Source organism: Asticcacaulis sp. P2_B1, from assembly GCF_056404915.1.
Window position 1 is genome coordinate 542,723 of the sequence record NZ_JBFUDD010000002.1, and the last position, 20,101, is coordinate 562,823.

The 20,101-nt window shown below is 62.7% G+C and carries 16 protein-coding genes; 1 reads left to right on the forward strand and 15 read right to left on the reverse strand.

Features of this window, described 5'->3' with window-relative positions:
- Positions 1–62: 62 nt before the first annotated feature.
- The 4 genes from gltB to AC1DX3_RS06790 all read right to left on the reverse strand — a co-directional run bounded on the left by gltB (position 63) and on the right by AC1DX3_RS06790 (position 9,323).
- Entirely contained in the window at positions 63–4,574 is a 4,512-nt protein-coding gene (gene gltB / locus AC1DX3_RS06775; RefSeq protein ID WP_476988490.1) for a glutamate synthase large subunit, read from the reverse strand.
- Between the two features lie 2 nt (positions 4,575–4,576).
- Positions 4,577–6,043 carry an NAD(P)-dependent oxidoreductase gene (locus tag AC1DX3_RS06780; protein ID WP_476988491.1) on the reverse strand — a complete coding sequence of 489 codons (1,467 nt, stop codon included), beginning with the start codon at positions 6,041–6,043 and terminating at the stop codon, positions 4,577–4,579.
- Positions 6,044–6,491: 448 nt separating this feature from the next.
- On the reverse strand, positions 6,492–7,775 hold the full coding sequence (locus AC1DX3_RS06785; RefSeq protein WP_476988492.1) for an ammonium transporter: 1,284 nt from the start codon (positions 7,773–7,775) through the stop codon (positions 6,492–6,494).
- Between the two features lie 387 nt (positions 7,776–8,162).
- Entirely contained in the window at positions 8,163–9,323 is a 1,161-nt protein-coding gene (locus tag AC1DX3_RS06790; RefSeq protein WP_476988493.1) for a DegT/DnrJ/EryC1/StrS family aminotransferase, read from the reverse strand.
- Between the two features lie 307 nt (positions 9,324–9,630).
- Here AC1DX3_RS06790 and AC1DX3_RS06795 point away from each other — a divergent pair, with 307 nt between their 5' ends.
- Entirely contained in the window at positions 9,631–11,061 is a 1,431-nt protein-coding gene (locus AC1DX3_RS06795; RefSeq protein WP_476988494.1) for an aldehyde dehydrogenase family protein, read from the forward strand.
- 54 nt (positions 11,062–11,115) lie between these two features.
- Here AC1DX3_RS06795 and msrB read toward each other — a convergent pair whose 3' ends face one another.
- From msrB to AC1DX3_RS06850, 11 genes are read right to left on the reverse strand one after another with little or no spacing between them, the layout of a single operon-like run.
- On the reverse strand, positions 11,116–11,598 hold the full coding sequence (msrB, locus tag AC1DX3_RS06800; RefSeq protein WP_476988495.1) for a peptide-methionine (R)-S-oxide reductase MsrB: 483 nt from the start codon (positions 11,596–11,598) through the stop codon (positions 11,116–11,118).
- Positions 11,599–11,608: 10 nt separating this feature from the next.
- Positions 11,609–12,181, reverse strand: coding sequence for a GNAT family N-acetyltransferase (locus tag AC1DX3_RS06805; RefSeq protein WP_476988496.1), 573 nt, complete (start codon positions 12,179–12,181; stop codon positions 11,609–11,611).
- Positions 12,174–13,163 (reverse strand): UDP-2,4-diacetamido-2,4,6-trideoxy-beta-L-altropyranose hydrolase, encoded by a 990-nt coding sequence (gene pseG / locus AC1DX3_RS06810; protein WP_476988497.1) that lies wholly within the window; start codon positions 13,161–13,163, stop codon positions 12,174–12,176. Before pseG ends, AC1DX3_RS06805 begins: the two co-directional genes overlap by 8 nt.
- On the reverse strand, positions 13,160–14,167 hold the full coding sequence (locus AC1DX3_RS06815) for a ketoacyl-ACP synthase III (RefSeq protein ID WP_476988498.1): 1,008 nt from the start codon (positions 14,165–14,167) through the stop codon (positions 13,160–13,162). Before AC1DX3_RS06815 ends, pseG begins: the two co-directional genes overlap by 4 nt.
- Complete coding sequence (locus AC1DX3_RS06820) at positions 14,164–14,910, reverse strand: SDR family NAD(P)-dependent oxidoreductase (RefSeq protein ID WP_476988499.1); 747 nt, start codon at positions 14,908–14,910, stop codon at positions 14,164–14,166. Before AC1DX3_RS06820 ends, AC1DX3_RS06815 begins: the two co-directional genes overlap by 4 nt.
- Positions 14,907–15,983, reverse strand: a complete 1,077-nt coding sequence (locus AC1DX3_RS06825) for an AMP-binding protein (RefSeq protein WP_476988500.1) — start codon at positions 15,981–15,983, stop codon at positions 14,907–14,909. Before AC1DX3_RS06825 ends, AC1DX3_RS06820 begins: the two co-directional genes overlap by 4 nt.
- On the reverse strand, positions 15,976–16,227 hold the full coding sequence (locus AC1DX3_RS06830) for a phosphopantetheine-binding protein (protein ID WP_476988501.1): 252 nt from the start codon (positions 16,225–16,227) through the stop codon (positions 15,976–15,978). Before AC1DX3_RS06830 ends, AC1DX3_RS06825 begins: the two co-directional genes overlap by 8 nt.
- Entirely contained in the window at positions 16,224–17,036 is an 813-nt protein-coding gene (locus AC1DX3_RS06835) for an alpha/beta fold hydrolase (protein WP_476988502.1), read from the reverse strand. Before AC1DX3_RS06835 ends, AC1DX3_RS06830 begins: the two co-directional genes overlap by 4 nt.
- Positions 17,033–17,791, reverse strand: coding sequence for an SDR family NAD(P)-dependent oxidoreductase (locus AC1DX3_RS06840; RefSeq protein ID WP_476988503.1), 759 nt, complete (start codon positions 17,789–17,791; stop codon positions 17,033–17,035). The genes AC1DX3_RS06835 and AC1DX3_RS06840 overlap by 4 nt, the downstream gene beginning before the upstream one ends.
- Positions 17,788–18,915, reverse strand: a complete 1,128-nt coding sequence (locus AC1DX3_RS06845; protein ID WP_476988504.1) for an aromatic ring-hydroxylating oxygenase subunit alpha — start codon at positions 18,913–18,915, stop codon at positions 17,788–17,790. Before AC1DX3_RS06845 ends, AC1DX3_RS06840 begins: the two co-directional genes overlap by 4 nt.
- Complete coding sequence (locus tag AC1DX3_RS06850) at positions 18,915–19,982, reverse strand: 3-oxoacyl-ACP synthase III family protein (protein WP_476988505.1); 1,068 nt, start codon at positions 19,980–19,982, stop codon at positions 18,915–18,917. The genes AC1DX3_RS06845 and AC1DX3_RS06850 overlap by 1 nt, the downstream gene beginning before the upstream one ends.
- Positions 19,983–20,101 lie beyond the last annotated feature (119 nt).

Consider the following 20,101-nt stretch of genomic DNA (forward strand, 5'->3'; position numbering starts at 1 on the left):
TCATTTTTGGCCAGAGCAAGAGCGGTGATGAAAAAAACGGCCCCTTGCGGAGCCGTTTTTCGTTAGGCGGTTTTGGCTTCCAGTTTTTGCTGGATGGCCAGGATTTCGTTGGGCATGACCTCGACGAAGGCCTTTAGCGAGTTGTCCCAGTCGTCGAGAATGGCCTGGGCACGTGGCGACAGGGTCTTGTCGAGGTGCGACTGGATCAGCGACTTCAGGTTGGCGACGTTTATCTCCGGCACGTGGCGCAGGGTGACGCCTTCGCCGTTGACGAATTGCGCCGCTTTTTTTGACGGGTCGTAGACATAGGCGATACCGCCGGTCATGCCGGCAGCGAAGTTCGCCCCGATATCACCCAGCACCACGACCTGGCCGCCGGTCATATATTCGCAGCCGTGAGCGCCGACGCCTTCGACGACCGCCGTAGCACCGGAATTGCGCACGGCGAAGCGTTCACCGGCGGTGCCGGCGACATAAAGCTGGCCCGAGGTCGCGCCATAGAGGATGGTGTTGCCGGCCAGGGCCTGATGTTCGGCCCAGGCCTTGGGACGGATGACGATGGTGGCGCCGGACAGGCCCTTGCCGACATAGTCGTTGGATTCGCCGATCAGGTTGATGAACAGGCCCTTGACGGCGAAGGCGCCGAGCGATTGCCCGGCCGAACCGCGCAGTTCCAGGGTCAAATGGCCTTCGTCGAGCGTGTCCTTGAAGGTCTTGACCAGCGCCGACGAGGTGCGGGTACCGACGGCACGCATGGTGTTGCGCACGTCGTAGGTCAGCTGCATCTTTTCGCCGCGTTCGAGCAAGGGCGCTGCGTCCTTGACGATCTGGGCGTCGAGGGTGTCGGCCACCGCATTGCGTTCGTTGGCCGGGGTGATGATGGCGTGCGGGTCCATTTCCACCTTGACCAGCAACGGGTTGAGGTCGAGGTCGTCGAGGTGGACGCCGCCGCGCGACATCTGATGCAGCATGTCCGTACGGCCAACGGCTTCTTCGAGGGTGCGCAGGCCGAGGCTGGCCAGGATCTCGCGCACCTCTTCGGCGATGAAGGTGAACAGGTTGATGACCTTGTCCGGCGTGCCGGTGAACTTGGCGCGCAGGCGCTCGTCCTGGACGCAGACACCGACCGGGCAGGTGTTCGACTGGCACTGACGGACCAGCAGGCAACCCATGGCGATCAGGGACGCCGTGCCGATACCGAACTCTTCGGCGCCGAGCATGGCGGCGATGACGATGTCGCGGCCGGTACGCATGCCGCCGTCGGCGCGCAGACGGATCTGACCGCGCAGGTTGTTGAGCGTCAGGACCTGGTGGGCTTCGGACAGGCCCAGTTCGAACGGCAGGCCGGCGAACTTGATCGAAGACAGGGGCGAGGCGCCGGTGCCGCCGACATTGCCGGCGACCAGGATGGCGTCGGCCTTGGCCTTGGCGACGCCGGCCGCGACCGCGCCGATGCCCGATTGCGACACCAGTTTGACGGTGACGCGGGCGATCGGGTTGATCTGCTTCAGGTCGTAGATCAGCTGGGCCAAGTCTTCGATCGAATAGATGTCGTGGTGCGGCGGCGGGGAGATCAGGCCGACACCCGGCGTCGAGTGACGCATGCGGGCGATGAATTCTGTGACCTTGAAGCCGGGCAATTGCCCGCCCTCACCCGGCTTGGCGCCCTGGGCGACCTTGATTTCGATTTCGCGGCAGTTGTTGAGATATTCCGCCGTGACGCCGAAGCGGCCGGACGCGATCTGCTTGATCGCCGAGTTCGGGTTGTCGCCGTTGGGGCGGCGGACATAGCGTTCCGGATCCTCGCCGCCTTCACCCGACACCGAACGGGCGCCGATACGGTTCATGGCGATGTTCAGGGTCTCGTGGGCTTCGGGGCTCAAGGCGCCGAGCGACATGCCGGGCGTGACGAAACGCTTGCGGATTTCGTTGACGCTTTCGACCTCTTCGATCGGCACGGCGGTCAGTTTGGATTGCCAGTTGAGCAGGTCGCGCGGCGCGGTCGGGTGCTCCTTCGACATCTTCGCGACCAGGTTTGAATAGGTCTTGAAGGTTTCGTAGTCGCGGCGCGTCGTGGCGTCCTGCAGCAGATGGATCAGCTTGGGCTGGTAATAGTGGGTCTCGCCGGCCGAGCGCATCTTGTAGAAGCCGCCGATCGGTAGGGACGGACGCTTGGCCGCCCAGGCGGTCTTGTGTAGGGCGGCGAGCTTTTGCTCGATACCCGACAGGCCGATGCCGGAAATGCGCGAGGTGACGCCCGGGAAATATTCGGCGACCAGGGCGCGCGACAGGCCGAGCGCTTCGAATTCGTAACCGCCGCGATAGGAGGAGATGACGCTGATGCCCTTCTTGGCCAGGATCTTCATCAGGCCGGCTTCGATCGACTTCTTGTAGTTGAGGAAGGCCTTGTGTTCGTTGAGGCCTTCATAGCGGCCCTGTTCGAGTCGTTCCTGCAGCAGTTCGAGCGACAGATAGGGGTTGATCGCCGTGGCGCCGACACCGACGAGGACGGCGAAGGCGTGCGGGTCCATGGTCTCGCTGGAGCGGACGATGATCGAGACGAAGGAGCGCAGGCCCTGTTGCACCAGGCGCGAATGGACGGCGGCAGCCGCCAGGATCATCGGCATGCCGATGCGGGTGGCGCACAGGGCTTCGTCGCTGAGGACGATCATCGAGGCGCCGCCTTCGGCCGCGGCAACGGCCTGGGCACGCAGGTTTTCCAACGCGGCCTTCAGCCCGGCGCCAGCAGTATCGTCCGCAGACGGAACATCGAAGGTGCAATCGAGATGAGCGACCTTGCCGGCGCTGTCGAACGTCACCATGCGTTCGTACATGAGCGTCGTCAGAAACGGGCTTTCGAGCACGAAGACATTGGTCTGGGCTTCGTCTTCGGCCAGGATATTGCCGAGGTTCTTGAAGCGCGTACGCAGGGACATGCCCGAGGCTTCGCGCAGCGGGTCGATCGGCGGGTTGGTGACCTGGGCGAAGTTCTGGCGGAAATAGTGGGCCAGCGGGCGCCATTGATCCGACAGAACGGCGAGCGGGGTGTCGTCGCCCATCGAGCCGATGGCTTCCTTGCCGTCCTTGACCATCGAGTCGAGAACGGTGTCGAGGTCTTCGTGGGTGAAGCCGGCGGCGATCTGGCGGCGGTGCAGGTCTTCGCCGCGATAGGCGCGCGGTTCGGGGCCAGGCGCGATCAGCGGCTCAAGCTCGATCATGTTTTCCAGCCAGCCGCTATAGTCGTGCTTGTTGGCCAGTGAATCGAGGATGTCGCTTTCGCCGTAGAACTTGCCTTCTTCGAGGTCGACGGCGATCATGCGGCCGGGGCCGATGTGCAGGCGGCGGGTGACGCGTTCCTCGGCGACACCGGTCATGCCGGCTTCGGAGCCGACGATGAGCAGACCGTCCTTGGTTTCGGTGACGCGCAAGGGGCGCAGGCCGTTGCGGTCCTTGCCGGCGATAACCCAGCGGCCGTCGGTGGCGCAGATGGCGGCTGGGCCGTCCCACGGCTCCATGACGGCATTGCAATAGGCGTAGAGCGCCTTGTGCTTCGGCGACATGGTGTTGTCGGCGCCGGCGGCTTCGGGGATCAGCAGGGCCTTGGTCATCGGCGCCGAACGGCCGGCGCGGACCAGCAGTTCGAAGACGTTGTCGAGCGCGGCGGAGTCGGAGCCGCGCGGTTGGATGACCGGCTTGACGTCGTGGGCTTCGTCGCCGAAGGTCGCGGCCGCCATGCGAATTTCGTGCGACTTCATCCAGTTGACATTGCCGCGCAGGGTGTTGATTTCACCGTTATGCGCCAGCATGCGGAAGGGCTGGGCCAGGCGCCATTCGGGGAAGGTGTTGGTCGAGAAACGCTGGTGGAAGATGGCCACCGACGAGACGAAACGCGGGTCTTTCAGATCGAGATAGAAGTCGTCGACCAGTTCGGCACGGAACATGCCCTTATAGATCAGGGTCTTGGCCGAGAAGGAACAGAGGTAGCAGTCAAGATTGGCTTCGTCGACGCGCTTTTCGATGCGGCGGCGACAGAGGAACATGGCGCGTTCCAGGGCTTCGCCGGAGAGGCCGTCGGGGGCCGCCATCATGATCTGTTCGATTTCCGGGCGCGTCGAATTGGCGCGCGTGCCCAGTTGCGAGACGTCGACCGGCGCCTGACGCCAGCCATAGAGGAAGAAGCCCGAGCGCAGGATTTCCGATTCGACGATGGTGCGGGCGGCTTCCTGGGCGCCGAGATCGGTGCGCGGCAGGAAGACCTGACCGACGAGGACCGGGCCCGGACGCGGGTTGTGGCCGATATTGCGCACCTGGTCGCGGAAGAAGTCTTGCGGGACATTGACCATGATGCCGGCGCCGTCGCCCGACTTGCCGTCGGCGTCGACCGCACCGCGGTGGAACAGGGCTTTGAGCGCCTTGACGGCCAGTTCGACGACATCGCGGCGGGGTGCGCCGTCGATGGCGCAGACGATACCGACGCCGCAAGCGGAGATTTCCGACTCCGGATCGTAGGCGTGGCCGTCGATCAGGCGCTGGCGTTGGTCCTGGTAGTGCTTATACGAGTCAAATTCGGTCATGATTATTCCGCGGCTCCCAACTGAAGGGCCTGTTCGTCATTGGCGGCGACCGCCAGCAACTGCGTTTGCAGATAGTGGTGAATGTCGGCGGCGGCGTCCTGGCCTTCGCGTACGGCCCAGACAACCAGGGACGCACCACGGACGATGTCGCCGGCGGCGAAGACGCCGTCCAGCATGGTGCGGAACTCGCCGGTATGGACGCGGATCGTGCCCCAGCGCGAGACTTCGAGCTTGGGTTCGTTGAACATGACCGGGATATTTTCCGGCTCGAAGCCGAGGGCTTCGATGACCAGGTCAGCCGGCAGGTCGGCTTCCGAATCGGCGATCTCTTCGATGCCCTGGCGGCCTTGCGCGTCAGGCGTGGTCAGGCGCATGCGCTGGACGCGCAGGCCGGTGACGGCGCTGGCGTCGCCGAGGATGGCCTTTGGGGCGGACAGCCATTCGAAGCGCACGCCTTCTTCTTCGGCATTGGAGACTTCGCGGTCGGAGCCCGGCATGTTGGCGCGGTCGCGGCGGTAGACGCAGGAGACCGACTTGGCGCCCTGACGGACGGCGGTGCGGACGCAGTCCATGGCCGTGTCGCCGCCGCCGATGACCACGACGTTCTTACCCGATGCGTCGAGATGGGATTCGGCGTCGGCCTCGACCTCATAGCCGAAGCCCTTGCGGTTCGACATGGTGAGATAGTCGAGGGCGGCGACGACGCCTGTGGAGCCGCAGCCGGGGACGGTGAGTTCGCGGCTCTTATAGACGCCCGTGGCGATCAGGATGGCGTCGTGCTTACTGCGCAGCTCTTCGAAGGTGATGTCATTACCGATGTCGCAGTTCAGGACATATTCGACGCCGGACGCCGCCAGGCGATCGGTGCGGCGGGCGACGACGTGCTTTTCGAGCTTGAACGACGGGATGCCGTAGACCAGCAGACCACCCGGGCGGTCGTAGCGGTCATAGATGGTGATCTTATATCCGAGCGTACGCAGGCGGTCGGCCGCGGCGATGCCGGCCGGGCCGGCGCCGATGATGGCGACGCTCTGTTCGCGCTCGAATTCGGGGGTGATCGGTTCGATCCAGCCGTTTTCAAACGCCATGTCGCCGAGATAACGTTCCACCGAGCCGATGGTGACGTTTTGCCAGCCCGATTGTTCGAGGACGCAGCTGCCTTCGCACAGGCGGTCCTGGGGGCAGATGCGGCCGCAGATCTCCGGCAGGGTCGAGGTGGCGGCGGACAGCTCCCAGGCTTCCTGGGGGCGGCCTTCGGCGGTCAGGCGCAGCCAGTCGGGGATATTGTTCTGCAAGGGGCAGCCGTGCTGGCAGAAGGGTACGCCGCATTGCGCACAGCGCGACGCCTGATGCGCCGCTTCTGTGGGTTTGAAGTCGGCATAGATTTCATTGAAGTTGCCGGTGCGAGTCTTCGCACCCGACTTCGCCGGCGTCTTTTTGACCTCTATCACGAAACGGTTCGTATCCATGGCTTAACCCTTGTACGCGTTATGTCCTGCGCGCCGGCTTCAAAGCGGAAAAGCCCCGGCAGGAAAAGAAAAATCGTTACTCTTGTCACCTTTGCCCGCCGGTTTTTCCGGTCTATGGCAAAAATGCCGTGATGGTATCGAATGATACCGGTTTAGTCAGCTCAAGACGGCATAAACCGTCGCGAAATTGCCTTTACGCGAAACTTTTAACCGCAAAGGCCAGCTATTGACAGCCTCGACGCTTAAAAACTTCTAATACCAATGGCCATAAGAATGGCCCTTGGTATCCTTTCTTTAGCTCAAGCGCCGCATGGCTCGCCGCATCGACGGCGGCGGGCGGTCGCCCTTGCCAACGGCCTTGGCCGTTGGAATATGCCCTGACATGCAAACCCCCTCGACGGGCGAACCAGCGAGGGGGGAGAAGATCGGCACCGATGTCTGTCTTAGATCATCCGTGCAGGGTCTCCCCGTGCTGTGTCATATCGAGGCCCTCGATCTCATTCTCCTCGCTTACTCGCAGACCTGTTGTGTATTTGCAGACCATGAGAATGAGGAAGGTTACCACCGCGCTCCACGCGATCACGCAACCCAGACCGATCAGCTGATTCAGTACGCTGGCATTGGCGCCGAGCGCATTGATGTCCTTGTTGGCGAATACGGCGGTCAGGATGGCGCCGGTGAAGCCGCCGACACCGTGGACGCCGAAAGCATCGAGGCTGTCGTCATATTTGAACATGTTCTTGACGTAGGTGCTGGCGAAATAGCAGATCGGGCCGGCGATCAGGCCGATCAGGAGGGCTCCGCCCGGCGTCACGAAGCCGGCCGCCGGGGTGATGGCGACGAGGCCCACGACCATGCCCGAAACCATGCCTAGCAGGGTCGGTTGCTTGCGTTCGATCCATTCCGGCACGATCCAGCCAATGGCGCCGGTCATGGTGGCGACGATGGTGTTGAGCATGGCGACCGAGGCGATCGAATCGGCGGCCCATTCCGAGCCGGCATTGAAGCCGATCCAACCGACCAGCAGCATCGAAGCGCCGATCATGGTGTAGCCGAGATTATGCGGCGCCATGTTGTCGCGGCCGAAACCGCGGCGTTTGCCCAAAACCAGGCAGGCAACGAGGCCGGCGACACCGGAATTGACGTGGACGACCGAACCGCCGGCAAAATCGAGCACGCCCAGTTGGCCGAGGAAACCGCCGCCCCATACCCAGTGACAGACCGGAGCATAGACCAGCAGGCTCCACAGGGCGGTAAACAGGCAGAAGGCCGAGAATTTCATGCGTTCGGCGATCGAACCGGCGATCAGGGCCGGCGTGATGATGGCAAAGGTCATCTGATAGGCGACCCAGAGATATTCCGGCAGCTGCGGCGCCGCGCTATAGGCCGTCGCCATGCCGACATGGTCGAGCAGAAGGACGTCGAAGCCGCCCAGGACCTTGTTCCAGCCGCTGGCCGCGGCGCCGCCTCCGACGGTGAAGGACAGGCTGTAACCGACCAGGATCCACAGGACGGTGACGATGACCGTGACGGCGACCGATTGGGCAAGCGTCGCCAGAAGGTTCTTCTTGCGCACCATGCCGCCGTAAAACAGGGCCAGGCCGGGCAAGGTCATGAACAGGACCAGGGCAGTGGCGACGATCATCCAGCCGGCGTCGCCGCTGTTGAGGTCGAGAGTCGCCTGATGGGCCAGCAGGTGCGGTGCACTGTCTGCCGTGGTTGAAACCGCCATCACGCTGCTCGGAGCCACTGTCATTCGTTTTTAAGTCCGTCTTGTTGTTAAGTCCGTTCGGGCACGCAGGTCATCACGCGGATTGCTCCGTGTGCAGATGCGAAATGTCACGCTGTGAATTTTGCATAGCAAGAGATGTCCGACTTTAAAAGTCGAATTTTTCGCGCAGATGCATAATTATTCGGAAAATTTCCGACGAGCTGACAAATTTGCGTCATTTCTTGTTACACCGTGTGAACACAGTGTGTCAACGGGTGTTTTGATGCCAGGCGAATGGTGACCGCAGGGCTTTGCGGTAGCCCACCATCCCCCCTTCCGTCATTTGCTCCGCAAATGCCACCTTCCCCGCAAGCGAGGCAGGAGGAAATTCTTGGAAAATTGTACTATTTAGCCGTTGAAGCTGGTGACGGCCTTGACGATTTCGTCCTGAGTTTCTTCCGACAGGTAGGGGCTGAACGGCAGGGAAATGACGGTCTTCGACTTGGCTTCGGAGACGGCGAGATCGCCCGGGCCGGCATTGAAGGCCGTGTAGCCCGGCTGTTGGTGCAGGGGAATCGGATAATAGACCGCCGAGGGCACGCCCTGGGTGCGCAGGTGGGCCTGCAGGCCGTCGCGATTCGCGTGCTCGATGGTATATTGCGCAAAGGTAGAGATATAGCCGTCCTTGACATAGGGTACGCTGATGACCTTGCCGGAAAGGAGGTCGTTGTAACGCGCGGCGACCTTCTGGCGCAGGGCGATTTCCTCGCCGAAGATGTTGAGCTTTTCGATCAGCACGGCCGCCTGGATGGTGTCGAGGCGCGAATTCATGCCGATGCGGACATTGAGATATTTGGCTTCGTGGTCGAACTTCATGGTGGCGACATCGGTCGCCGTGGCGCCGCCGTGGACGCGGAAGGAGACCATGCGTTCCAGCAGGGCGTCGTCATTGGTGACCACCGCGCCGCCGTCGCCATAGCAGCCCAGCGGCTTGGCGGGATAGAAGCTGGTGGCCGTGGCGACGCACCATTCCAACGGCTGGCGGTTGTCGATGGTGCCGCCGAAGCCTTGCGCCGAGTCGCAGATCAGCGGCAGGCCGTATTTCCTGGCGATGACCGACAGGGCGGGATAGTCGGCCGGTTGGCCGAACAGGTCGACGGCGATGATGGCGGCGGGCTTCAGGCGGCCCTCGGCCTGGACCGCGGCGATGGCGGCGTCGAGCTTCAGCGGATCGAGATTATAGGTGTCGGCCTGGATGTCGACGAAGACCGGTTCGGCGCCGACCATGGGGACGACTTCGGCGGTGGCGACGAAGGTGAAGGACGGGCAGAAGACGGCGTCACCTTTGCCGACACCGAGTCCCAGCAGGATCAGTTCGATGGCGTCGGTGCCGTTGGCGCAGGATAGGCAGTGTTTGGCGCCGGCAAAGGCAGCCATATTGGCCTCAAAAGTTTTGACTTCGGGCCCCATGATATAGGCGCCGTGATGGATCACCTTCAAAACGGCGCTTTCGATGGAGGCGCCGATGCGTTCGCGCTGAATGCCGAGATCGATAAACGGGATAGCCATGGTCAAAGCCTTTACACAGAGGTACCGCAGTGCGGCGTCCTTTGCGCTTTAGCAGCATATGGGATCAATGCATCTCAATTGGCATTTCCCAAAGTTTCAATAAATACCAATAGTAAGGCCGGATTGCACATTGCAGCTGACCTGGGCCCTTCGGTTTGATAGAGAGGGCGAAATAAAAATCCGCCATGGCTTGGCGGGCACCAATTGTCTGACTATATAGTTTGCGTACAACCGCCTTGTGAGCGCTAACATAACAGCCTATACAGCGGGCCAATTCCATAAATGCCAATCTGCCAGGAGAACGACTATGTCGGTTAAGGGTAATCTGATCAACGGTGCGTGGGTCACCACCGAAAAAACTTTCAACGATATCAATCCGTCCGACACCAATGACATTATCGGCGTCTATGCCACGGCCGGCGAGGCCGAGGTCAAGGCCGCCATCGAAGCGGCGCGCGCAGCCTTTGAGACCTGGCAATATTCGACACCGCAACAACGCTTCGACGTTCTGGACGCCGCCGGTACGGAAATCCTGGCCCGCAAGGCCGAGCTCGGCAACCTGCTGTCGCGCGAAGAAGGCAAGAGCCTGCCCGAAGGTATCGGCGAAGCCACCCGCGCCGGCCATATCTTCAAATATTTCGCCGGCGAAGCGCTGCGCGCCCACGGTGAAGTCCTCGATTCGGTCCGTCCGGGCGTCAAGGTCGAAATCACCCGCGAGCCGGTCGGCGTCATCGGTTTGATCTGTCCGTGGAACTTCCCGATCGCCATCCCGACCTGGAAGATCGCCCCGGCCATCGCCTTCGGCAACACGGTCGTGTGCAAGCCGGCCGAGCTGACCCCGGCCTGCGCCTGGGAAATCGCCGACATCCTGAACCGCGCCGGCCTGCCCAAGGGCGTGCTGAACGTGATCTTCGCCCGCGGTTCGGTCGCCGGTCCGCTGATGATCGACGGCTGCGACGCCATCTCGTTCACCGGTTCGGTGCCGACGGGTACGCGCGTGCGTGACCAGGCCGTCGCCAAGGGCAAGCGCGTCCAGTGCGAAATGGGCGGCAAGAACCCGGTCGTCGTGCTGGATGACGCCGACCTCAACATCGCCGTCAATTCGGTAATGAACTCGTCCTTCTTCTCGACCGGCCACCGCTGTACCGCGTCGTCGCGCATCATCGTCACCGAAGGTATCGCCGATACGTTCGTCGCGGCCTTGGCGGCGGCGACCAAGGCGATCAAGGTCGGCGATTCGCGCGCTGACGGCACGCAAATGGGCCCGATCGCGTCGCAGGAACAGCTCGACGTCGCCCGTGACGCCGTGGCCAAGGCCAAGGCCGAAGGCGGCGTCGTTCTGACCGGCGGCGAAGACCTGACGTTCGGCACGCCGGGCTATTATTATGCCCCGACCCTGATCGACAAGACGACGTCGGACATGGCCATCAACCGCGAAGAGGTCTTCGGACCGGTCGCTTCGGTCATCCGCGTCAAGGATCTGGAAGAAGCCATCGCGGTCGCCAACGACACCGAGTTCGGTCTGTCCGCCGGCATCTGCACGACGTCGCTGAAATCGGCCGAGACCTTCAAGCGCCGCATCCAGTCGGGCATGGTGATGGTCAACCTGCCGACCGCCGGCGTCGATTATCACGTGCCGTTCGGCGGCCGTAAGGGCTCATCCTTCGGCCCGCGCGAACAGGGCGCCTATGCGGTGGAGTTCTACACCATCGTCAAGACGGCCTATACCTTGCCGTAACAGGCTGTCCGTGTACGGATAAAAGAAAAGCGGCGCTCGCGGGCGCCGCTTTTTTTATGCCTCGATCGGCTCGCCTTCGGGGGCGCCGCGATGGAGGCGATCGGGCAAGGTGTGGCCTTCGGGCACGAAGTCCATGGCCACCGAATTCATGCAGTAGCGCAGGCCGGTCGGGCGCGGGCCGTCTTCGAAGACGTGGCCGAGGTGGGAATCGCAGCGGGCGCAGCGTATCTCGATGCGGCGCATGCCGTGCGAAGTATCGACGATGTTGCGGATATGATCCTTATCGATGCCCTGATAGAAGCTGGGCCAGCCGGAGCCGGAGTGGAACTTGGCATGGCTGTCGAACAGGGGCAGGCCGCACAGATTGCAGGTATAGGTCCCCTCCTCTTCGTATTCGTCGAACTTGCCGCAGAAGGGGGCTTCGGTGCCGGCATGCAGCAGGATGCGCACCGCGTCGGGATCGAGGCGCGAGGCGAGGTCCTTGATTTGGTCGGCGGTGGGCGGCGTGAGGTCGAAACCGAGGGCAGACTTGGTCATATTGAGCTCCTTATTGCCCCCTATATACGGTGTCCTGGCCCCACCAGTTACGGGTGTCGCGGAATTTTTTGCGGAATTCCGCCCATTCGGCTGCCGATTGCTCGAAAATGTGCAGGTCGTGGCGAACGCCGTCCTTCAGGGTATGGTCTTTGAGTACGCCGACATGGCGGTAACCGTTGAAGGCTTGCGCCCGGACTGTGCGGTCGTTCCAAGCGATGACGTGGTTGACGACCTTGTGCAGGCCCATGGTGAACAGAGCGTGGTTCAAGGTGCCGACGAAATTGTAGACCGTCAGAGCCTTGGGCACTTCCTGGTCGCCGATATAGACGCCGAGTTCGCCGATCTGCGATTGTTTGTCGGTGACGGTGATCGAAGCGTAGCCGACATCCTTGCGTTCGATTTGGATGACGCAGTGGGCGTAATCGTCTCTGGCATTGCTGCGTTCGATCCAGGCTTTCTGCCGCTCGATGTCGTAGGGCACGTCGGTCAGCATGTATTGGCTGATGTGAGGGGCTGTCCGCCAGTCGAGCAGTAACTTGGCGTCGTCGGTCGTAACCGGGCGATAGGACAGGAAACTATACACGGGTCATGGTCTCCACGATGCGACGGGCGCCCTGGCCGTCGATCAGGGCGTGGGCGCCGGCGGCGAGGGATTGACGCAATTCCGGCTCGTCCATCAAGGCGCGGACGCGAGCGCCGAGGTCTTCGGGCAGGCCGTGGCGGGCGTCGATGACGGGATAGGGACAGGCTTTCAGGGCGGCGACCTGGTTATCGACGACGACCAGGACCAGGGCGGCGAGGCCCATGGCGGCGATCTCGCCGACACTGCCGCCGGCTGCGGTGACGACGAGGTCGGAGCCGGCGAGGACTTGGGCGACACTGTCGGGCGCGAGAAAGAGGTGCATGCGGTCGAGGCGCTGCGCGAGTGCGGACAGGGCGTCGCCGTGGACATTGGCCGGGCCGGCAATGACCTTGATCGCAACACCCGGCAAGATGTCGTGGAGGATTTCCGCGCACAGGCCGGTGAAATTCTGAGGATCGCTGCCGCCGAACACGACGGTCACGGATGGTCCGCCGACCAAGGGCAGGTGCGGTTGCAGGAATTCCTGACGGATCTGGGCATAGGCGGCGCCGAGCAAGAGTTTGGCGCGGGTCTTGGCCTTATAAGGCATGGCAAAGGCGGCTTCGGCGGCATTGACGATCAGATCGCAGTCATAGGATTCGAGCAGGCAGAGATCGTCCATAACGGCGACGCGGGCGGCGTTCGACAGGGTACGGATGAAGTTGTCCGTCGCCTGATAGCTGTCGACCAGCAACCAATCGCGGCGCGACAGACCAAGCTCGGCCAGCAGCATGAAGTCGCCTTCATAGCCGAGCGGACCGGCGATTTCGCGGCCGTGGGCGCCGATCGCTTCGATACGGGCAGCGACGGCGTCGCGGATCTCATTGAGCAGGAAGGTGACTTCGATATTTTCAGCCCGGGCGGCTTCTGCAATGGCGAAACAGCGCATGAAATGGCCCATGCCCAGAGCTGTCGAGGCCTCGGTACGGATAAATAGCCTCATGCCGGTAGCCGGACGATATCGTGGCACAGCGGCGCCGGCGTCGTCCACACGGCGGTCGACCACGACCAGCCGACGCCGAAGCCGCACAGCAAGAAGGTGACGGGCGCCGTGGCCGGATGTTGCGTCAGGTGGTCGCAGATGGCCAGAGGGATCGAGGCCGAGGAGGTATTGCCGTAATCGCGGATCGCCTGGACCATCTGGTCGTCGCGCGCCTTGATCTTGTGGCCCAGCGTCTTCAACATCATGGCATTGGCCTGATGCAGGATGACGCGGTCGATATCGCCGATCGTGACACCGGCTGCGTTGAGGGCGCGATCGATCGACGGCGACACCTGTTTCAGCGAGAAGGCCATGACCTGAGTGCCGTCCATGAACAGCTCGGGGGCGCCGGGCTGCGCCAAACCACCGGTTTTGGAGATAAGATAGGGGGCTCCGGAGCCGTCGGTGCCAAGGTCGAAGGCGATTGATCCGTCTTCGGATAGTTCGAGCGCAGAGACCGACACGGCGTCGCCGAACAGGGGCGCCAGGGCGCGGTTGCTGTCGGAAATCATGCGCGTGGTCATGTCGCCGGCGACCAAAAGGGCGCGTTTGATGCCGGCCGTCTGCATCATGGCGGTGGCGATCGACAGGCCATAGACATAGCCCGAGCAACCCAGCGAGATATCGAAGGCGGTGACGTGATGGCCGAGGCCCAGGGCGTTTTGCAAGACAGCGGCGGTCGACGGCAGCGGATAGTCCGGGGTCTGGGTGACGACGATGACCAGGCCGATAGAGTCGCGCGCCCAGTCGAGTTTGGTTAGGAGATGTTCGGCAGCTATGGCGCCGAGCTCGCTGACCGTATGGGCGTCGGCGACGGGGCGGCGTTCGATGCCGGTCGCCTTGATGATCTTGTCCATGACGTCGGCGCCGAAGCCCGAGGCGAGATCGAGATTTTCGGCGATGCGCGGCGGCAGGGCGGTGACGACGCCGCAGAGGACCGGGGCCTGGGTGGTGAAAGTCGTCACGAGGTCAGCCCGCCGTCGACCACCAGGGTTTGACCGGTGATGAAGGCGGCTTCGTCGGACAGGAGGAAGCGCGCCAGGTGGACGATGTCGGTCAGTTCGCACAGCCGGCCCATGGGGGTGCGGCGGACGATTTGGTCCAGCTGTTTGTCGTCGAGGCCGGCGGAGAGGGCGGTTTTCATATAGCCAGGCGCGATCGAATTGACGGTGATGCCAACGCGACCGACTTCGCGGGACAGGGCGCGGGTGAAGCCGTCCATGCCGGCCTTGGAGGCGGCATAAGCGGTCAGGCCGGTATAGCCGCGCAGGCCGGTGATCGAGGAGATGTTGAGGACGCGGCCGGGTTTGCGCACCTTCATCATTTGCCGCAGCGCCGCGCGCGCCAGGACGATGGCACCGGTCAGGTTGACCTGAAGCACCTGTTCGATATCGCCGACCGGCAGGGTCGACAGGATGCCTTCGACCGACATGCCGGCATTGTTGATGACACCCCACAGGCGTTGGCCTTCGAAGGCTTTGACGGCGTCCAGGACGAAGGCGTCGATGGCCTTAGTGTCCGCCATGTCGACAGCGGACCAGAAAAACATGTCGGTGTGGACATCCTTCAGGGCGCTCAGGTCGTCATTGGTCGTGGTGCTGCAACCGGCGACGCCGTAGCCCTGGGCCAGCAGGTCGCGTGCCAGGGCAAGGCCCAGACCGCGCGAGACGCCGCTGACGATCACCCATTTATGCGTTGCATCACTCATGCCGACCTCAACTTCTTTCCGGTCGCGCCGATAGCCAGGCTGTCGACAAACCGCAACGCCGCAGGGCGCGCCGCCCGCGGCAAGGTGGCCATATGTGCCTTGATTTGCGCCGCCGCGTCACCTGAAAAGGGTTTGAGCACGATCTCGGCCACGAGGATGTGACCGGTGATCGGGCTGGGTTTTGGGGTAATGCGCACATCCTGGATGAAAGGGAGTTGCAGGAGGTGGGCTTCGACGGTCTCTGGATAGACTTTGACACCTCCGATATTGACCATGGCATCGAGCCGGCCCTGGAACAGGACCCGGTCGTCGGTGAGCGAGACGACATCGCCGGTGTCGCGGCCTTTGACGGTAAGGGTGTCGTGCGCGGAGACCGACAAATCGTCGTTCAGCCAGGCGCGCGGAAAGCCGGCGCGGCCGTCGCCGACCGAAAAGACGGTGCCGGCCTCGGTGGTGGCATAGATATGGCGCAGGCGGGCATTGGGGAAGCGGACTTTGAGCGCGTCCAATATGCCATGGTCGGGCGCTTCGCCACCGAGGGTCGCGCTTTTGAGGTCGAGGTTTTGCTCGCCGAGCGCCATCAAAAAGGCGCGCCAGAAGGTCGGCGTACCGGAAATATGCGTAGCATTTTGGGCGACAGCAAGATTGGCCATATCGGCGATATCGGCCCCGACCGGCGGGGCAATGAGGGTATGGCCGCCGATCATGGCCGACAGGATGACTTGAAGACCGGCGAAACTACCGGGGTTAAAGGTCAGCAGCCAGCGCGCCGGATCGCCTTTCCCGGCAACGATCTTGGCAGTCAGACCGGCCAGGTCGTGGCGGATCCATTTGGGCTGACCTGTGGTGCCGGAGGTCTGCAACCAGATGGCGGGCGCCGGATCGATGGTTTGCGGCGGTGCGGATGGATCGCGCAGGAGATAGGCGGTCTGACCGGACAGGAGGGCCGCGATCACGCCACGGGCACCCTCCGTAATCACGTCAATGATCGGGCCTGATGGCGCGGCATCGGACTGGCCTTGCGCCCCGTCGATCAGGGTAAATCCGGGCGCGGTCAGGGACATATCATCCATCGAAAGATTTGGCCCCAAACAGCTGGGCGAGTTCGCCGGCGGTATGAAAGAGGACGAAACCGTTGGCGAAGGGCGTCAGGCCCGTCTTTTCTTCCAGGGTCACCACCAGGGTCGCGAGGTCGAGGCTATCGATATCGAGCGGGCCGTTGAGGAGAGCTGTATCGGCCGCGACCTCACCCAAGGGCGAGCCCTTATCGGTCAGGATTTGCGTCAGTTCGGCGCGGATCAGGTCGAGAGCACTCACGATAAAAATTCCTTCAGGGCGGCGACGACTTCGGCCGGCGATTCCATATGCGGCAGGTGGCCGGCGCCGGTGACGACCTGGACCGGCGGCATGGCCTTATGGCTGGACATGGGGATGAGACGGTCGTGATCGCCCCACAGGATCTTGACCGGACAACGGATCTTCGACCAGTCGAAGCCTTCGGGCGACAGGGCCAGACCATAGGCCTTGGCCTGGCCCAGCAGGGCGGACAGGGCGTCGTGGCGCGCGGTATCGGAGGCGGCATCGAGCAGGGACTTGGCGAGGCTGAGGCCGAGGTTTTGCCCTTTGGGACCCAAAAGCGATTGCGCCAGTTGCGTCGCCGAGTCCGGCGTACGGTGACTGAGGAAGGCGTCGAGCGTGTCGTGATGAAATTCCGAGCCGAGGCCGGCGGGACTGATCAGGCCCAGGCTTTGGACGCGTTCGGGATGGGCCAAGGTATAGCCCAAAGCGATCTTGGCGCCCATGGAATGGCCGATGATATGGCCGGCGGGGACGTCGAGGACGTCGAGGGCTTCGTCCAACCATCCGGTCATAAAAGCGAGGTTGGCGGCACCGACATCGGCCGTGGTGCGGCCGTGGCCCGGCAGGTCGATGGCGATGACGCGGTATTTGGCCGCCAAGGGGATCAGGCAGAATTGCCAGGTCAGCAGGTCGGCGCCGAAACCGTGGATCAGTATGACCGGTGGCGCGTCGCCGCGGCCCATTTCGAGATAGTTGAGCGGCCCGTGACTGTGGTCCGGGCTGAGCGTCATGCCGACGCGGCGCGAGGGTTTGATGGCCATCGTCATGCGAGGAACCCGCCGTCGACGTTAAGGATGGAACCGGTGATCCAGCGCGAGGTGTCGGCCAGCAAAAAGGCGATGGCGGCGGCGACGTCGTCGGGGCGGCCGAGGCCGAGCGGGTGCATGTCAACGACGCGCTTGAAATTATCTTCCGACAGGATGGTGCGGAAATGATCCGACATCGGCGTGTCGACCATGGCCGGCGCCACGGCATTGACGCGGACGCCGTCGCGCACCAGTTCGACACCGAGGCCCTTGACGGCGGAAATGATCCCGCCTTTCGACGCCGCATAGACGACATTACCGGGCGCGGTTTTGAGTGCCGCCGAGGATGAGACATAGACCAGCGAGGCCGGGGTGCCGTGACAGGCTTTCAGGCGGAAAGCCTGGGCCAGCATCAGCGAGGCGCCGAGGTTTTGCGTTAGAACATCGGTTACAAAATCGGCGTTGATCGCCTGGATCGGCTTGGTCGCCTGGATGCCGGCGCAATGGGCGATGCCGTTGAGTGGACCCGTTTCCGTACACAGAGCTTTCAGCCAGGGCATGATGGCGGCAAGGTCGGCAAGATCGAAAAGACGGCCGATATGGCCCTCGCCTTCGAGCAGGGCCAGGGTTTCATCTAGGCGGTCCTGATTGCGGCCGGAGGCGATGACGCGGGCGCCGAGTTTCGAGAGATAGACGGCGGTCGCTTTACCGATGCCGCTGGTGGCGCCGGTGACCAGGATGGTGCGGCCGCTCAGATCCATGGGGTTGAAGGTCATGCCGTGGCCTCCATGTATCGGGCATAGGCCTGCTGGAAATGGGTGATGCGGCCTTCCAGCTCGCCGAGCAAGGGCGGGCGCGTGCCAGCCTCGCGCGTGCCTTGTTGGGCGATGGCGCAGATGGCGGCGTCTTCGTTGCGCACCTGGGCGGAGAAGGTTTTCAGGCTATCTATGACCATGTCGCGGGCCATACGGCCATTGTTGCGGGCCAGCCAGGATGTCGAGTTGATACGCAGCGTATCAGGGCCCGTTGGATCGAAGGTTTGGAAGGTCAGGAAGGCACCACTGGAGAAGGTCACGACGATATTGGGGAAGATGAGGAAATTGCCGTATTCGGGATAGCGCGTGCTGGGTTCGAGCTTGATGCTTTTGGCGACATTGGCCCACCATTTCAGCGAGCGCTCCTTGAGCTTGCCGACATAGCGGCTGTGGTCGGCGTCGGTCGAGATGTCGAGATCGATGCTGAGGATCAAGCCGAAACTTTCGGCGTGGACCAGGGGGACGTGGTAGCCTTCGGCGGCATTGTCCATACCGAGCTTCCAATTGGCGGCCCAATCATAGGATTCGCGCTCGAAACGGTCGGGACAGACTTCGCTGACATGGGCAAGGTCGTCGTGGAAACTGCCGAGGAATTCGGCCAGGGTCGGACCGGTTTCGCTCATGCGGACGAAGACGAAATGGCCGACGGTTTCCAGGGCGTAGGCTTGCAGCGACAGGGCGACCTTGTCGGCCTCGGCGAAGCCGAAAGTCTGTTTGTTGAGCGGTATCCCGATCGGCTTGCCGGCGCCATCATAGGTCCAGCCATGATAGGGGCATTGCAGAACCCGGTTGCCGCACGGCGCGGTCTGGATGCGCGAGAAGCGGTGCGAGCAGACATTGCGGAAGGCCTTGAGCTCACCGTTGAAGTTCTGCACGACGATGCTGTGCGGGCCGATCTGGGCGGTGATGAAGTCCTGGTGGTTTTGCAGGTCCTGGGTGAAGCCGACACACAGCCAGGACGGCTTGAAAACCTGCTCGATTTCCCGCGCCAGTATGTCCTCGCGCCAATAATAGTCAGCCGGAATTTGACCGAGGCGGTTTTGGTAGGTCGTGGTGGCGCTTGGGTCATTCACGGCATCGGGCATCAGGCATACTCGACGATCTGAGGCGCCGGCATGGGGCCGATCGTCAGCTTGATGGCGCTCCATGACCAGCCGACGCCGAAGCCCATCATGATCAGGCTTTGCGGTGTGTCGAAGGTGTCGGACAGCTTGGCGGCAATGGTCAAGGGGATCGAGGCCGACGAGGTATTACCGAAGGTTTCCATAGCCACCGGCACCTTGTCTTCGGGCAGACCGGACTTCTTGCGCAGGTGGTTGAGCATGAAGACATTGGCCTGATGGAACAGCACGTAATCGATATCGTCGATCGTCGTGTTGGAGGTCGTGAAGATGGCTTTGACCAGGTTCGGGACGTTTTTCAGGGTGAAATTGAAGACTTCGGTGCCGTTCAGGTGCAGGCGCGATTTGCGGTAAAGCTCTTCGGCCCGCTCAGTGTCGTGAGGCTCTTTCGGCGGCAGGAGTGGATGCTTCAAGCCGCCGGCTTCGACCATGATATGGGGGGCGCCTGAGCCATCGGTCCCGAAGACGCCGTACATATCGTCCGCATCCGGATTCAGTTCCAGGGCCGTGGCCGAACCGGCGTCGCCGAACAACGGAATCGTGCTGCGGTCGCCGTCGAGCAGCTTGGAGGTCGAGACATCGCCGGCGAGGACGAGGCCACGCGCCGGCCGGCCGGCAACCGTCAGGGTCTTCATCAGGGAGGCCGCCGTCCACAGGCCGTAGGCATAGCCGGAACAGCCGAGATTGATATCAAAGGCGAGGCAAGAACCGAGGCCGAGGCGCGATTGCATGGCACAGGCGGTGGCCGGGATGACGAAATCGGCGCTTTGGGTGACCATGATCAGGACGTCGATGCTGTCGCGCGCCCAGCCGAGCTCGTCCAGCAGGCCGTCGGCGGCTTTTTGGCAGAGGTCGGAGGTCAGGATGTCGGGACGGGCAATATGGCGCGAACGCACGCCGATCGAGGCCATCAGGCGTTCGCGTTCGACTTCATCGGGGATCAGGTTTTCAGCTTCGAGGTCGCGCGTTTCCGCCGGCACGCAGGCGCGGATGCCGCGAAGACTGACGCCGCTGAGGATCGCTTCTGTCATGGCCTTGGTCCAGTTGATACGCGCACCGTCGGGTGATTCGTGGTCACGCCGACGTGCGAGACTCGCAGTTAAGCTTTAAGGGAATATTGACGGAATCACGATTGGGTTAACGCTCATGT

Bases quoted from the DNA above. Each gene is read 5' to 3' on its own strand.
- AC1DX3_RS06850 (WP_476988505.1), bottom strand. From the start codon at position 19,982: ATGACAGAAGCGATCCTCAGCGGCGTCAGTCTTCGCGGCATCCGCGCC.
- msrB (WP_476988495.1), bottom strand. From the start codon at position 11,598: ATGACCAAGTCTGCCCTCGGTTTCGACCTCACGCCGCCCACCGCCGAC.
- AC1DX3_RS06835 (WP_476988502.1), bottom strand. From the start codon at position 17,036: ATGACGATGGCCATCAAACCCTCGCGCCGCGTCGGCATGACGCTCAGC.
- gltB (WP_476988490.1), bottom strand. From the start codon at position 4,574: ATGACCGAATTTGACTCGTATAAGCACTACCAGGACCAACGCCAGCGC.
- AC1DX3_RS06825 (WP_476988500.1), bottom strand. From the start codon at position 15,983: ATGGATGATATGTCCCTGACCGCGCCCGGATTTACCCTGATCGACGGG.
- pseG (WP_476988497.1), bottom strand. From the start codon at position 13,163: ATGAGGCTATTTATCCGTACCGAGGCCTCGACAGCTCTGGGCATGGGC.
- AC1DX3_RS06820 (WP_476988499.1), bottom strand. From the start codon at position 14,910: ATGAGTGATGCAACGCATAAATGGGTGATCGTCAGCGGCGTCTCGCGC.
- AC1DX3_RS06780 (WP_476988491.1), bottom strand. From the start codon at position 6,043: ATGGATACGAACCGTTTCGTGATAGAGGTCAAAAAGACGCCGGCGAAG.
- AC1DX3_RS06790 (WP_476988493.1), bottom strand. From the start codon at position 9,323: ATGGCTATCCCGTTTATCGATCTCGGCATTCAGCGCGAACGCATCGGC.
- AC1DX3_RS06795 (WP_476988494.1), top strand. From the start codon at position 9,631: ATGTCGGTTAAGGGTAATCTGATCAACGGTGCGTGGGTCACCACCGAA.
- AC1DX3_RS06845 (WP_476988504.1), bottom strand. From the start codon at position 18,915: ATGCCCGATGCCGTGAATGACCCAAGCGCCACCACGACCTACCAAAAC.
- AC1DX3_RS06785 (WP_476988492.1), bottom strand. From the start codon at position 7,775: ATGGCGGTTTCAACCACGGCAGACAGTGCACCGCACCTGCTGGCCCAT.
- AC1DX3_RS06840 (WP_476988503.1), bottom strand. From the start codon at position 17,791: ATGACCTTCAACCCCATGGATCTGAGCGGCCGCACCATCCTGGTCACC.